The 13,935-nt window shown below is 64.3% G+C and carries 12 protein-coding genes; 5 read left to right on the top strand and 7 right to left on the bottom strand.

The features are described 5' to 3' along the window. Nucleotides 1-32: 32 nt before the first annotated feature. Entirely contained in the window at nucleotides 33-635 is a 603-nt protein-coding gene (locus tag J1M87_RS11340; protein WP_206489678.1) for a TetR/AcrR family transcriptional regulator, read from the top strand. Between the two features lie 78 nt (nucleotides 636-713). Here J1M87_RS11340 and J1M87_RS11335 read toward each other — a convergent pair whose 3' ends face one another. Together J1M87_RS11335 and J1M87_RS11330 are read right to left on the bottom strand one after the other, a co-directional pair. After that, nucleotides 714-1,571, bottom strand: a complete 858-nt coding sequence (locus J1M87_RS11335; RefSeq protein ID WP_206489677.1) for a MaoC/PaaZ C-terminal domain-containing protein — start codon at nucleotides 1,569-1,571, stop codon at nucleotides 714-716. Further along, nucleotides 1,568-2,914: a 3-oxoacyl-ACP reductase gene (locus tag J1M87_RS11330; RefSeq protein WP_206489676.1), complete on the bottom strand. Its 1,347-nt coding sequence runs from the start codon at nucleotides 2,912-2,914 to the stop codon at nucleotides 1,568-1,570. Before J1M87_RS11330 ends, J1M87_RS11335 begins: the two co-directional genes overlap by 4 nt. 140 nt (nucleotides 2,915-3,054) lie before the next feature. Between J1M87_RS11330 and J1M87_RS11325 the strand changes: the two genes are divergently transcribed. Next, nucleotides 3,055-4,353 (top strand): acetyl-CoA C-acetyltransferase, encoded by a 1,299-nt coding sequence (locus J1M87_RS11325; protein ID WP_206489675.1) that lies wholly within the window; start codon nucleotides 3,055-3,057, stop codon nucleotides 4,351-4,353. Between the two features lie 137 nt (nucleotides 4,354-4,490). Here J1M87_RS11325 and J1M87_RS11320 read toward each other — a convergent pair whose 3' ends face one another. The 5 genes from J1M87_RS11320 to J1M87_RS11300 are packed head-to-tail and all read right to left on the bottom strand — an operon-like array spanning nucleotide 4,491 to nucleotide 9,254. Next, nucleotides 4,491-5,810, bottom strand: coding sequence for an ABC transporter substrate-binding protein (locus J1M87_RS11320; protein WP_206489674.1), 1,320 nt, complete (start codon nucleotides 5,808-5,810; stop codon nucleotides 4,491-4,493). Continuing rightward, nucleotides 5,807-6,850, bottom strand: coding sequence for a branched-chain amino acid ABC transporter permease (locus tag J1M87_RS11315; RefSeq protein WP_206489673.1), 1,044 nt, complete (start codon nucleotides 6,848-6,850; stop codon nucleotides 5,807-5,809). Before J1M87_RS11315 ends, J1M87_RS11320 begins: the two co-directional genes overlap by 4 nt. Nucleotide 6,851: 1 nt before the next feature. After that, the gene (locus J1M87_RS11310) at nucleotides 6,852-7,730 is read right to left on the bottom strand and encodes a branched-chain amino acid ABC transporter permease (protein ID WP_206489672.1); all 879 of its coding nucleotides are present in this window, start codon (nucleotides 7,728-7,730) and stop codon (nucleotides 6,852-6,854) included. A 26-nt stretch (nucleotides 7,731-7,756) separates the two neighbouring features. Then, nucleotides 7,757-8,479 carry an ABC transporter ATP-binding protein gene (locus J1M87_RS11305; protein WP_206489671.1) on the bottom strand — a complete coding sequence of 241 codons (723 nt, stop codon included), beginning with the start codon at nucleotides 8,477-8,479 and terminating at the stop codon, nucleotides 7,757-7,759. Beyond that, complete coding sequence (locus tag J1M87_RS11300) at nucleotides 8,469-9,254, bottom strand: ABC transporter ATP-binding protein (protein WP_206489670.1); 786 nt, start codon at nucleotides 9,252-9,254, stop codon at nucleotides 8,469-8,471. Before J1M87_RS11300 ends, J1M87_RS11305 begins: the two co-directional genes overlap by 11 nt. A 184-nt stretch (nucleotides 9,255-9,438) precedes the next feature. On the opposite strand from J1M87_RS11300, the gene J1M87_RS11295 reads away from it, so the two are divergent. From J1M87_RS11295 to J1M87_RS11285, 3 genes are all read left to right on the top strand, one after another. Then, nucleotides 9,439-10,743: a helix-turn-helix domain-containing protein gene (locus tag J1M87_RS11295; RefSeq protein ID WP_307830785.1), complete on the top strand. Its 1,305-nt coding sequence runs from the start codon at nucleotides 9,439-9,441 to the stop codon at nucleotides 10,741-10,743. Between the two features lie 229 nt (nucleotides 10,744-10,972). Continuing rightward, entirely contained in the window at nucleotides 10,973-13,255 is a 2,283-nt protein-coding gene (locus tag J1M87_RS11290; RefSeq protein WP_206489669.1) for a VanW family protein, read from the top strand. 148 nt (nucleotides 13,256-13,403) lie between these two features. Beyond that, on the top strand, nucleotides 13,404-13,895 hold the full coding sequence (locus J1M87_RS11285; RefSeq protein ID WP_206489668.1) for a flavin reductase family protein: 492 nt from the start codon (nucleotides 13,404-13,406) through the stop codon (nucleotides 13,893-13,895). Nucleotides 13,896-13,935: the final 40 nt, after the last annotated feature.

Below are 13,935 nucleotides of genomic sequence, written 5' to 3'. Positions count from 1 at the left end.
ACGTCTAGTGCTTCGTACGTATTGGAGGGTCCATGGCTGGCGGCACCAAGAGATTGCCCCGCGCCGTCCGCGAGCAGCAGATGCTGGACGCGGCGGTAGATGTTTTCTCCGACAACGGTTTTCACGAGACGTCGATGGATTCGATTGCCAAGAAGGCCGCCATCTCCAAGCCGATGCTGTATTTGTACTACGGGTCGAAGGAAGAGCTGTTCGCCGCCTGCATCCACCGCGAGGGTCTCAAGTTCGTCGAAGCGTTGACCCCTGCGGCCGATCCCACTCTCACTCCGCGTGAGCAGCTGCGCAGGGCGTTGATCGGTTTTCTGGGATTCGTCGGCGAGAACCGCAAGTCGTGGATGGTGCTCTACCGTCAGGCGATCGGACAGCAGGCCTTTGCCTCACAGGTGCAGAGCAGCCGGGATCGTCTGATCGAGTTGACGGCGGGTTTGCTGGCGATGAGTACCAGGGATCCGGAGCAGTCTCAGAACTTCGGGCTGATGGCCGTCGCGCTGGTCGGTGCCGGTGAGGCTGTGGCCGACAGGGTGGCAGGCGGCGAGATCGAGGTGGACGCGGCCGCCGATTTGCTCGAGAACCTGGCGTGGCGCGGCCTGGCAGGCAAGAAGGCTGCCACTACCTAGTCGGTGCCGAACTCGAAGTCATGGACGAGATTCGCGAGGAATCCGTCCATGACTTCGAGTTCGGCGGGCAGAGCTGAATCAGCGCAGGGTGCCCGTCAGATGCGGGTAGCCCTTCTTCGGGTTCTTCAGCGACAGGTCCCACCCGGTACCGACGGCATCGGCGTAGGCGTTCACGGTCGCGGGCAGAACGATGGGCTTGCCGAAGCGGATGCTGTAGTTCACCGCTTCCGGGATTCGACCCTCGACGGTCTGCAGAACAGCCGCAGCGCTCCACATTCCGTGCGCGATGGTCTTCGGAAAGCCGAATGCCTTTGCGCCGAGCGAGGATACGTGGATGGGATTGCGGTCTCCGGAGATGGCCGCGTACCGGCTGATGATGCGCTGGTCGACGCGCAGTGTGCGCGTCGGGGGCGGCGGAACCTCGTCGGCGGGCGGTGCCTCGCGAGGACCACCGGACAGTGAGGTCTTCTGCAGGCTCAGGAAGCTCGAGGTCTGCTTCCAGACCAGCTCCCGGCCCACATTGACCTCACTGATGACGTCGACGAGCAATCCCTTGCGGTGCTCACGCAGGTTCTCCGCGTGTACGCGCACGTCCAGCGGCTCGGAGGCCGAGATGCCGCGGAATTGTTCGATGACGTTCTCGGCGTGCACCGAGCCCATGGCGGCGAACGGAAAGCCCTTCGACACCATCAACTTCATCACCGTCGGGAAGACGAGGGTGAACGGGTAGGTGATCGGAAGGCGATCGCCGAACCGTAGTCCTGTCGTGCGGCAGTAGCCGGCCAGGTTGTCCGGGTCCACCCGGAGGCCTTTGAGTTCGTAGACCGTGCTGGGAACCGAGGACGACTTGGATCCGAAGAACGGCAGCGCACCCAACGCGGCCGCGGTGTAGAGATCGGACGTCTTCGGCTGCGCGGTCAGCGTGACGGTGCTCATGCGCCGATCAGGCTCTGGCCGCACACGCGCACCACCTGTCCGGTGACGGCGTTGGATGCCGGAGATGCGAAGTAGGAGACCAACTCTGCGACGTCCACGGTCTCGCCGCCCTGTAGCAGCGAGCTCATCCGTCGTCCGGCCTCGCGGGTGGCGAACGGAATCGCAGCGGTCATCGCGGTCTCGATGAAGCCGGGGGCGACGGCGTTGATGGTGATGTTCTTCTTCGCGAGCACGGGTGCGGAGGCGTGTACGAGGCCGATGACGCCTGCTTTGGACGTGCCGTAGTTGGTCTGACCGCGGTTGCCTGCGATGCCGGCGATGGACGACACGTCGACGACGCGGCCACCGTCCTTGAGGGCACCGGATGCAATGAGCTCATCGGTGATGCGCTGCGGGGCAGCGAGATTGACGCCGATGACCGAGTTCCAGCGGCCGTCGTCCATGTTGGCGAGCGTCTTGTCGCGGGTGATGCCTGCGTTGTGCACGATGATGTCGGCTCCGCCGTGGCGCTCGAGCAGGTGCTTGCTCAGTACCTCGCCGGCGTCGGGCGAGGTGACGTCGAGTGCGAGCGAGGTGCCACCGACTTTGTTGGCTGTCTGCGAAAGAGCTTCTCCGGCAGCGGGAATGTCGGCTGCGATCACGGTTGCTCCGTCGCGGGCGAGAACCTCGGCGATGGTGGCACCGATGCCGCGGGCTGCTCCGGTGACGACGGCCACCTTGCCTGCGAGCGGCTTGTCCCAGGATGCGGGTGCTGTCGAGTCGGCGTCACCGACGACGATGACCTGGCCGTCGACGAAGGCGGACTTCGCCGAGAGCAGGAACCGCAAAGTCGACTCGAGTCCGGAGAGGCCGGTGGAGGCATTGGGGGAGATGTAGACCAGCTGGGCGGTGGAGCCGCGTTTGATCTCCTTGCCGACGCTGCGGGTGAATCCTTCGAGGGCGCGCTGCGCGACGTGCTCGTCGACGCTCGAGGTCTCCTCGGGGGTGGTGCCGATGACGACGACGCGTGCCGACGGGGCCAGGTTGCGAATGACCGGCTGGAAGAACTGGAAGAGCTGCTCCAACTCGGCGACGTTGCCGATTCCGGTGGCGTCGAACACCAGCCCGCCGTGCTTGTCGTCGTGCGGCTGCGACTGCGGGTAATCCGAGAGCAGTTCACGCAGGGGTTCGACGAGACGACCGCTGCCACCGATCAGTACCGGTCCGGCCAGCGGCGGTTCGCCTGCTTTGTGGCGACGCAGCTTCTCGGGCTGCGGCAGGCCGGCCTGCTTGGCGATGAAGGCTCCCGGCGCGGACGCGAGGAACGTTGAGTAGAGATCTGGGGCTCCCTTGGAGGCTGCCACTGTCGTACCTTTCATTCAGCGCTGCTCGCTCGAGGAGCAAGGCGCACGACCGGGTGTCGACAACCAACTTACTCGCCAGTAAGATGAAACTCCACCAGGGCCATTCCCCACGATGCTGGGGACGATGTTTGGAGACGTCAGTGACAAGCAAGCAGCTACGACCGGTCGCAATCGTCGGTGGCAACCGCATTCCGTTCGCGCGTTCGGACAAGAAGTACGCGCTGGCGTCCAACCAGGACATGCTGACCGCCACCATCGACGGACTCGTCTCGCGATTCGGACTGCAGGGCGAGCGCCTCGGTCTCGTCGCCGCCGGTGCCGTGCTCAAGCATTCGCGTGATTTCAACCTCACTCGCGAGGTCGTTCTCGGCAGTGCGTTGAGCCCGTACACCCCGGCCTTCGACATCCAGCAGGCCTGCGGCACCGGCCTGCAGTCGATCATCGCCGTCGGCGACGCCATCGCATCGGGCCGTATCGATGCCGGTATCGGTGGCGGTGTCGACACCACCTCCGACGCCCCGATCGGCGTCAACGACGAACTGCGTGAATTCCTGCTCTCCCTGAATCGGGCCAAGAGCACCACCGATCGCATCAAGCTGCTCGGCAACGTCCGGCCCGGAATGCTCGGCATCGAGATCCCGCGCAACGGCGAGCCGCGTACCGGCCTGTCGATGGGTGACCACGCCGCCATCACCGCCAAGGAATTCGGTGTCCGCCGCGAGGACCAGGACGAACTGGCCGCTGCGAGCCACAAGAACATGGCGGCCGCATACGATCGCGGTTTCTTCGACGATCTGGTGACGCCGTTCCTCGGTCTGACCCGCGACGACAACCTGCGTCCGGGATCGACCGTCGAGAAGTTGGCCACCCTCAAGCCGGTGTTCGGAACCAAGCTGGGCGACGCGACCATGACGGCCGGTAACTCGACGCCGCTCACCGACGGTGCGTCGGCCGCGCTGCTGTCGAGCGACGAGTGGGCCGCCGAGCGCAACCTTCCGGTGCTGGCGCATCTGGTCGACTCCGAGACCGCTGCGGTCGATTACGTCCACGGCAACGGCTCGTTCAAGGACGGCCTGCTGATGGCCCCGACCTACGCGATTCCGCGTCTGCTCGCCCGCAACGGCCTGACCTTGCAGGACTTCGACTACTACGAGATTCACGAGGCGTTCGCTTCGGTGGTGCTCGCGACTCTGCAGGCCTTCGAAAGCGACGAGTACTGCAAGGAACGTCTTGGTCTGGACTCGGCGCTCGGCTCCATCGATCGCAGCAAGCTCAACGTCAACGGATCCTCGCTCGCTGCGGGTCACCCGTTCGCGGCGACCGGCGGACGCATCGTGGCCTCGCTGGCGAAGATGCTGGCGGAGAAGGGTTCGGGCCGCGGCCTGATCTCGATCTGCGCTGCCGGTGGCCAGGGCGTCACAGCCATCATCGAGCGCTGATCACTGCAGCGTCGGCTGCTCACGATCCGGGGGACACAGGGTCGGCGGATCCGGTAGACGAGGGGTTTTCGGATCTGCTGACCACTACGTGAAGAAGGGCACGCAGAGTTCGCTCTGCGTGCCCTTCTCGCGTCCGATCAGCCGGGAATGCCGCTGTCCGGCGGGGTCGACTCTCCGCCGGTGTACTCCACCACTGCCGAGTCACCGATATCCGTCTGCAGCACCGGAGTCAGGTACTCGGGCACTCCTGCGCGGATTTGGAAGACACTGGCACCGGAGATTCCGAGGTGACTCGAATCCGAGTACCGGAACGGAGCCAGCTGCGGGCCCTCGAAATCCATGCCGCCGTCCTGGATGGCCGCGACGATTCCCTCGCGGGTGGGGTTCTCACCGGCCGCCTCCAGGGCTTGCACGAACGCATATGCCTGACTGAGTCCGTAGACGCGGTAGTTCGTCAACGGCTCACCGTTTCCGTTCTCCGCCCACACCTTCTGCCACAGTTGGGTCCACGGATTCTCCGGCGAGTCGACGCCAGGGATGTACTCCAGCGAGATCATCCCTTCGAGGGACTGCGCGCCATCGGTGACCGCACCCTGGGAGAACCGCCCGAGCAGAGAGCCCACGAGATCGACATCGGAACCGATCGAGCTGTAGAACCACTCGGGGTCGTAGTTGAGCCGCATGGCAGTCAGCTGGCTCAGCGCGGTGTACGAGGGCACGTTGAAGCCGAGGACCAGATCGGCTCCGGCACCCTGCAGAGCCGCGATCTGAGGTGCGACGTCGGTGTTGCCCGAGGTGTAGCGCACCACCTCGACTATCTGATCGTCGAGGTACTGGCGCACGGCCTCCTCGCTGTCTCGGCCGAGGTCGTCGTCCTGGAGGAACAGGCCGACCTTGGCGTCGGGCCGGTTCTTCGTCACCCAGTCGCCGATGATCTTGCCCTCGACCTGGTAGTCGGGCTGCCAACCGAAGGTATTGGGGTACTTCTCGGGATCGTTGCCCCACATGATCGCTCCGGAGGAGACGAACAGGTCCGGCACACCTTCTTCGTTCAGGAAGTCGATGACGGCACTGTGGGTCGCCGTGCCGAGTCCACCGACGACGGCGAACACCTCGTCCTGGAGCACGAGTTCGTTGACGACCTGGGTAGTGGTGGTGGGATCGTACGAGTCGTCTCGAACCACGTACTCGATCTGTCTGCCGTTGATGCCGCCCGCGGCGTTCACATAGTCGAAGTACGCCTGCGCACCCGTGGGAATTTCGCTGTAGCCGGGTGCCGCGACCCCGGTCAACGGAAAGTGGGCGCCGATCTTGACCGAGGTGTCGGTGATACCGACCGTCGAGCCCTCCGAGGTTTCCGTCGCCTCGTCCCTACCGCCCGCCCCGCAGGCTGCGGCCAACGAGACCACGGCGATGAGCGCGGTCGTTCTGACCGCCACCGATCCGATCTTTTTCATTTCTTCTCTTTTCTGGTTGAACGCAACTTTCGAAACATGCCCACCAAACCCAGTGGGGCGAAAAGGATGACGAGGACGGTGAAGATTCCTGTCACCAGTGGTGCGAGTTCGGCCGATTGCAGACTGCTCAGCCCCAGATCGAGCCCGAGGTTGGTCACTACCGGTGGGATGTAGGTCAGCAGCAAGGCCCCGATCAACGCTCCGGACAGGGTGCCGAGACCGCCGATGACGACCGCCGAGAGCAAGGTCAAGGACAGCATCAGCGTGAATCCGCTCGGAGCTGCGATCCGCGCGGACATCGCCAGCACGGCACCGCCCGCGCCCGCACAGGCAGCGCTGACGACGAACGCCAGAATGCGGGCACGCCCCAGATCGATACCGGCAAGTTCGGCGGCGACCTCGTCGTCGCGGACTGCGCGCCAGCGACGTCCGATCCGGCTAGACGAGATGTTCGCCAACAGGAAGAACACGATGACGAGCAGAATCCAGCTGGCGTATGCAACGAATTTCGTTCCACTGAGCTCGTTTCCGGTGACGAAGTACATCACGTCGTCGATCAGTTGTGGCACTGTCGGTGCCGGAACGACCAGTCCCTGCTCACCGCCGAGATAGTCCGAGAAGTACAGTGCCAGGCCGGGTACGGCGACGGCGAGCGCCAACGTCGCACCGGCCAGGTACGGCCCGTGCAGCCGGGCGGCGGCCACTCCGACCACAACACCGACCACGGCCGAGATCACTGTGGCGGCAAGCAGCACCAGGGGCACCGACCATCCCGAATCGTTGGCGCGGAGCATCAACGCCGCGGTGTACGCGCCGACGGCCATGAACGCGCCGTGTCCGAGCGAGAGTTGGCCACTCAACCCGGTCAGCACGGTCAAACCGCCGGCCGCGATGGCCAGGTACGCGACCGAGGTGAGCTGACTCTGGCGGAAGGTGCTCAGCGATTCGAGGGCAAGCACGATGACGACGAGTCCGATTACCGCACAGAGGAAATGGCGTCGTACCGGGGTTGCGGCGAGACGCGTGAGGGTTGCGTTCATCTCACACCCTCCTTGCTGCAGCGTTGGCGAACAATCCACTCGGTCGGACCAGAAGGACGACGATCAGGATCACCAGGGCCGCGCTCGACACGAGATCCTGACCGAGATAGCCACTGACGAAGCTCAGTCCGATGCCCATCAGCAGCCCGCCGACCACCGCGCCCGCCGGACTGTCCAGGCCGCCGAGGACGGCTGCGACGAAACCGAATACGACGATCGAGTCCATGTATCCCGGATGTACCAGTGACCCGCCTGCGATGAGCAGCCCTGCCAGCGATCCGACCACTGCAGCCAGAGCCCAACCGAGGGTGAGCATTCGGCTCACGCGTACGCCGAGAAGTTTTGCGACCTCCTGCTCGAATGCGCTCGCACGCATCTTCAGCCCCAGATCGGTGAAACGGAACAGCAGGATCAGCAGTGCCAGCACCACCAGGACGGCGATGATCTTGAAGATGTCGTAGCCGGTGATTGCCACGTTGACATCGCCGATCCGTTGGCCGGTCAGGCCGAACGGTGCTGGAAAGGAACGGAATTGGTTGCCGAAGATGATGGCCGCCAGGGCGTGCAGGATGATGAACAATCCGAGCGTCAGAATCACCGGGTTGATGTGCGAGGAACTGTCGACGAACCGGATGACGAGCCGTTCGACGAGCGCCCCGAGGAGCAGACCGCTCAAGAGTGCTACCCCGAATCCGATCCAATACGAGTAGCCCGCGTCGATGACGACGAGTGCGACGTAGGTGGTGATCATGGCCATGGGGGCCTGGGCGAAGTTGACGATGCGGGTCGATCGCCAGATGAGAACGAGAGCGAGCGCGAATGCGGCATAGATCATGCCGGTCGTCACGCCGTTGATGAGGATGGTCAGCAGTTGTTGCACTGTGGCAGAAGTCCTTTCCGCTTGCTCTAGAACCCGAGGTAGGCGTGTCGGAGGGCGTCGTCCCCGGCGAGGGTGTCGGCGGGGCCTTCCATCGCGACCTTGCCCAGATCCAGGACCACGGCGTGTTCGGCGATCGACAGAGCGCTCCTCGCGTTCTGTTCGACGAGGACGACGGTCATGGATTCGGAATCGACCAGTGCGCGGAGAGTCTCGAAGATCTGCGCGGAGACCTTCGGGGCGAGTCCGAGTGATGGTTCGTCGAGAAGCAGTACCGATGGTGTCGCCATCAGGGCTCGGCCGATCACCAGCATCTGCCGCTCCCCGCCGGACAGGGTGTGCGCCGAGGACGCTTTCCGCCCGGTCAGTGGCGGGAACATGTCATAGATCCGGTCCAACGTGACTGCGTCGTGGCTTCGGTTGCGTCCCAGCGCGCCGAGTCGAAGATTCTCGTCGACGGTCAGTTCGGCTATCACTCCTCGGCCCTCGGGAACGTGCGCCAATCCTTTGCGGGACATACGGTCCGGCGCTATCCCGACCACATCGACGCCTGCGAGTTCGATGCGCCCGGACGTGGGTCGAAGCAGGCCCGAGATGGTGCGGAGCAGTGTCGTCTTCCCTGCTCCGTTCGCTCCGAGTACGGCGGTGATTGCTCCGGCCGTCACGGTCATCGACACCGAATCGAGTGCGGTGACCGGTCCGTAGCGAACGGTGAGGTCGACGATCTTCAGGTGAGCCGCGTCAGTCTTCATGTGCCACTTCGTTTCCGAGGTATGCAGCCAGAACGGCAGGGTCCTCGCGGATTTGCTCGGGTGTTCCCTGGGCGATGACTTTGCCGAAGTCCAGTACGTAGATCCGGTCGCACACGCTCATCACGAGGTCCATGTGATGTTCGACGAGCATGACCGACGTCGCGGGTCTGTCTGGTTCGGAGTGGCCCGGTAGTGCTGCGAGAGAGCGGATTTCGTCACCGAGTTCGCTCATTTCGTCGCTGGACAGACCCGAGGCGGGTTCGTCGAGCAGGAGCAGTGTCGGCTCGCTCACGAGGGCGCGTGCGAGTGCCACACGTTTGCGGACCGCGTACGGCAGGCTCGGTGGTAGTCGGTGGGCGTAGTCGTCGATCCGCAGCCGTCGCAGTGTGGCCATCGCTGTCGACCGGACTGCTGCGTCGTCGGAGGCGCTCGACGGCAGGCCGAGGAGGCCGGCGAGAACTCCGGTGCGAGCTGTTCGGTCGGCACCGATCATGACGTTGTCGAGGACGGTCATTCGATCGAACAATCCGAGTCCCTGCAGTGTTCTGCTCATGCCGAGCCGGGGAAGGTCGTGGGGTCGCAGGCGGGTCAGGGGTTCGCCGTGTCGGCCGAGGGTTCCCGATTGCGGGCGAACGAGTCCGCACGCGACATTGAACAGGGTCGTCTTACCCGCGCCGTTGGGGCCGATGACGCCCAGGACTTCGCCCGGGCGCACTTCGAGACTGACTCCGGAGAGCGCGACGATTCCGCCGAAGGACACGTCTACATCGGTCATGGTGAGGACTGGGTCCATCGTGTCGAGAGAATTCAAGTGATGCACCTCACAATCTGTTGCGATCACTATGGTGCGTTGGGCACATCGGGCGATATGGGCGCTGCGCACAGAATCTTTGGGTCGCAGGGCACCAGTACCGGTCAAATCGCCCTGTGATGTGGGCTGTGTGCGCAAAACTACGAGGGTGGGTGCTTCCGCTGATCAACGAACCTCGACGCGTTCGGCTGCCCGTGGCGCGGTGACGGACTCGGACCAGGAGAAGATTCGGAGTGCGTGGGCCGCGTTGACGCCCCGCGCCGACGCCATCGCCGACTCGATCACGTTGGCGCTGATCGAGCAGGAACCGGCGTACCTGGCCAGCCCTACTCCGGATATCGCGGGCGAGATCAGGCGAAGTACCCGCGAGCACATCGGTCAGGGCCTCCGCACGCTGTCGGGTTTGCCTGCTGCCAGCGACAACACCCGCGAAGTGTGGCGTCGTACCGGGAGGGAGCGAGCTCGCCAAGGTATTCCGATGGAGTTGGTGCTCAAGGCATACACCCTCGGCAGTCGCACACTCTGGGAGGAGTTGATGCTCGAGCGTGAGCAATGCCGGTCGAGAATCGACGAACATCTGCTTCTGGTGGCCGGTCAGCAGCTATGGCGTGCGCTCGACAGTCAGTACGAGACTCTCGTCGAGGCGTACCGCCAGGAGAGCGCTCGGATGCAGCAGCGAGACATCGCCAATGTGTTGGAAATCCTCGACGGACTGCGCTCGGGTCGGGGCGGCGATCCGGCGTTCGTCATCGAGGCCCGTGCCACTCTCGGTCTGTCCGCTTCGCAGCAGATCGCCTGCGTGGTCGGACCGCTCGACGATCAGGGAGCGCCGCCGCTTCCAGCGCCCGAGGACGCTCTGGATCAGATCGGTGCGGTGTCGCATTGGAACACCCGGGACGGACACCAGTTCGCGCTCGTCGCGCTCGGCACGGGTTCGTGGAATTCGGTGGTGGAATCGCTCGCGGCTCAGGCCGTCGGGCCGGTCGGTGTCGCGCATTCCCCGGAGGGGGTGTCGTCCTTCGCGGCGGCATATCGTCTCGCGGCATTGACCGCCGAGACGGTCAGCGAGGCCAGCGGGGTGGCATTGGCGACGGATCGACTACCCCGAGTGATCATGGCCGCCGATGATCAATCCTCGGAATTGCTCGTGCGGCATGCCTTGGGCAACTTGTGGACGCATCCGGAACCACATCGAGGAACGCTGCTCGACACGTTGGCTCACATGCTCGCGTCCGACGGCTCGCCCACCAACGCCGCCAAAGCGCTGTACTGCCACCGCAACACCGTCATCTATCGCGTTCGCCGAATCGAGGAGTTGACCGGTCATGATCTGACCGATCCGCGAGATCGGCTGCTGCTCACTCTCGCGCTGGTCAGGACAGGTCATTGGGTCCGGGCCGTCGGAGAAGGCGACAGTTCGACATCGACCGGTTCATTCATCCGAATGAACTGACGAAACATTTTCGAGCTCGGTGTAACGGTCGGTCGAGGAATGCATATAGTCCCGGTGGCTCCGTACTGCTGCCTGACCCCCGACCCGGCAGCAGTGCGGGGCCTTTCTCGTTGGTCGCATTCGACTGTCTCGAGGTGAGCGCCGGTGTTCGGTTTGCGTAAGCTCGTGCCCGGGGTACGCCGGCCAGAAGCGAATCTGACATCGAACGGTGGTCCTGGAAGGGTCGAACGTGAGCGAGCGCAACAGTAGGTCGGGTGATGCGCCCATCGAGGGCGAATCGCAGCCCGACGTACCGCCGTACGATGCGCCCACCGAGGTCTTCGGGGCTGTCCGCGGCGAGGCCGACGGAACCGATCATCCGTCCGAGAACGAGGCGGATGGCACCCACTCCGAGCAGGAGCTCGATGCCGACGCTTCTGATGCCGACGCTACTGATGTCGAAGGTGCTTCGGTTACCGACGAAGCCGACGCTGCTGTGTCCGACGCCGGCGAACCTGAGGCCGTCGATCCTGAGGCCGCCGAGCCCGACGTTGCTGAGCACGACACTGCTGAGCACGACACTGCTGAGCCCGAGGACGTTTTCGATTCGGCGGACGATGTCGAGACGAGTCCGCCGGTCGCGCACTCGGACCAGATGCCCGTCGCAGACGAATCTCCGACCATCGCACAGCCGATCGTTCCGGCACAGCCGATCGTCCCGGCGCAGCCGGAAACCCCTGCTCAAAGCCCCGATGGAACCGGGTTCGTCCCGCCGTGGAGGAAGATCGCCATCGGTGCCGGTGCGGTGGTTGCCGTTCTGACGTTGCTGTACGCAGCAGACTGGTTGGCATCCAGCGACCGGGTACCGCGTGGTGTGACCGTCGCCGGCATCGACGTCGGCGGCAAGAGCCACTCCGATGCCGAGGCTCTGTTGCGTTCCGAGTTGGGCCAGCGAGTCGAACAACCCGTGCAGGTCGACGTCGGCGATCGGATGGTCGAAGTGGTCCCGTCCGCTGCCGGTCTCGATGTGGACTGGAATGCCACATTGGACCGCGCGGGGTCGCAGCCGATCAATCCGATCACCCGGTTGACGTCGTTGTTCGGCAGCCGCGAAATCGGCGTGGTGTCGACGACGGACGAGCAGGCCTTGACTGCTGCCGTGGATCGGTTGCGGGACGAGACCGATCGAGAAGCCGTCGAAGGTGACGTGGTGTTCGAGGGCAGTACTCCGGTCGCCATCGCACCATTGGATGGTCGGGTGCTGGACGCCGACCAGACGCGTCGCAACCTGCAGACCGAATGGGCCTCGGGTGCAACGGAAGTCGCCTATGCGTCGACGCCCGTGTCGGTGACGCAAGACGCGGTCGACCGAGCCATGGCCGAGGTTGCGGTACCTGCCACATCAGCACCGGTCATCGTCGAGGGTCGGGAGAACGTCGACGCAATCCTGCCACCGGATCGAGTCGGCGAGGTTCTGCGCTTCGATCCGGACGGGCAGGGTGGCCTGACTCCGATCTACGACACCGATGCGGCCACCGGAATCCTCGCCCCGCAACTGGTCAGCACCGAGATGCCGCCGAAGGACGCGTCGTTCACCTTCTCCGGCGGCGCGCCCACAGTCGTGCCAGGGGTGATGGGCGAACTGGTGGAGTGGCGCAAAACTCTCGAGCAGTTGCCCGCTCTGCTGGCCGCCAACGGAGATCGCACCACCGACGCGATCTACGAACCCGCCCCGCCCGCACTCACCACCGAGGGAGCTCAGAATCTGGGCGTGCGGGAGGTCATCGCCGAGTACACCACCGGTGGGTTCGAGTACGCCTCGGGCGTCAACATCGGACTGACCGCGCAGATCGTCAACGGCGCTCTCGTGAAGCCGAAAGAGACGTTCTCGCTCAATGGATACACCGGTCCGCGAGGCACAGCACAGGGCTTCGTCGAGTCGGGGATCATCGACAACGGGAGACCGGATCGCGCCGTCGGCGGTGGCATCAGCCAGTTCGCGACGACGCTGTACAACGCCGCCTACTTCGCCGGGATGGAAGACACCGACCACACCGAGCACAGCTACTACATCAGTCGCTACCCCGAGGCCCGCGAAGCGACCGTCTTCGAAGGTGCCATCGACCTGAAGTTCACCAACCCCGACGACACCGGCGTGGTCATCGAGTCGTTCGCGGATGCGTCCAGCGTGACTGTTCGGCTGTGGGGAACGAAGACGGTCGACGTCGACTCCATCACCGGGCCGCGAACCAGATTCACCTCTCCGAACACCATCACTCTCCCCGCCGGTCCGGGCTGCATCGCATCCGGTGGGGGCCAGGGCTTCACCGCCAGCGATACCAAGGTGATCACCGATGCCGCGTCGGGCAGGGAATTGTCGCGGAACACCAGAACGGTGAAGTACGACCCGATTCCCATCGTGAAATGCGTCGAGCCCGAACGCCCGGATCCTTCTCCGGAACCGGAACCGGAATCGGAACGGCGCACCGACCCGAGACCTGCACCGGAACCCGAGGAGGGATCGGACGGTTGATGTCCGGGCACATCGGCTCCGATGGTGGCATCACCGCCGGATCGGGTGTTTGCTGGTGGTAGATGTGCGCTCGAAATGAATGTGTCCGTGCGGGGGTTGCACAGCGCAGGTGCGAAAACTGCATCACGATCGAAAGGGAGTGTCGCCCATGACCCTCACACGTACCGTTCTCGATCAGCAGACTCTGCGCGAGGCGTACGCCCAGTTCCCCAGCGGCGTCGTTGCGATTGCTGCGGAGATCGACGGGGCTCTGGTAGGTCTGGCGGCCAGCAGCTTCGTGTCGGTGTCGATCGATCCGCCACTGGTGGCGGTCTGCATACAGAACACCTCGACAACCTGGCCCAAACTGGAGGCGGCACCCAATATCGGAGTCAGCGTTCTCGGCGAGGCCCACAACGATGCCGTCCGCACCCTGGCGGCAAAAACCGGTGACCGTTTCGCCGGCCTCGATCTCACCGTTACCGAAGGGGGAGCCGCCTTCATCGTGGGTGCAACCGCGTGGCTGGACACCACCATCGAGCAGCACATCCCCGCGGGGGATCACGCCATCGTTCTGCTTCGTATCCATTCCCTGGAAGTGCAGAGTGAAGTGAACCCAATCGTGTTCCACGGCAGCAAATTTCGCAAGCTCCAGCAGTAGCAGTTCGTCCGGGCCGCCATCACCGCGCCGCCCCATCTCC

The sequence above is a fragment of the Rhodococcus sp. KRD162 genome (assembly GCF_017168335.1).
Taxonomy (GTDB): domain Bacteria; phylum Actinomycetota; class Actinomycetes; order Mycobacteriales; family Mycobacteriaceae; genus Rhodococcoides.
Note: the sequence above shows the minus strand (reverse complement) of the source record. Positions and strands in the feature narration are given on the sequence as shown.

What these genes read in the sequence shown, in the direction of transcription:
- J1M87_RS11340 (WP_206489678.1), top strand. Translation starts at nt 33, where the DNA reads ATGGCTGGCGGCACCAAGAGATTGCCCCGCGCCGTCCGCGAGCAGCAG.
- J1M87_RS11335 (WP_206489677.1), bottom strand. Translation starts at nt 1,571, where the DNA reads ATGAGCACCGTCACGCTGACCGCGCAGCCGAAGACGTCCGATCTCTAC.
- J1M87_RS11320 (WP_206489674.1), bottom strand. Translation starts at nt 5,810, where the DNA reads ATGAAAAAGATCGGATCGGTGGCGGTCAGAACGACCGCGCTCATCGCC.
- J1M87_RS11315 (WP_206489673.1), bottom strand. Translation starts at nt 6,850, where the DNA reads ATGAACGCAACCCTCACGCGTCTCGCCGCAACCCCGGTACGACGCCAT.
- J1M87_RS11305 (WP_206489671.1), bottom strand. Translation starts at nt 8,479, where the DNA reads ATGAAGACTGACGCGGCTCACCTGAAGATCGTCGACCTCACCGTTCGC.
- J1M87_RS11300 (WP_206489670.1), bottom strand. Translation starts at nt 9,254, where the DNA reads ATGACCGATGTAGACGTGTCCTTCGGCGGAATCGTCGCGCTCTCCGGA.
- J1M87_RS11285 (WP_206489668.1), top strand. Translation starts at nt 13,404, where the DNA reads ATGACCCTCACACGTACCGTTCTCGATCAGCAGACTCTGCGCGAGGCG.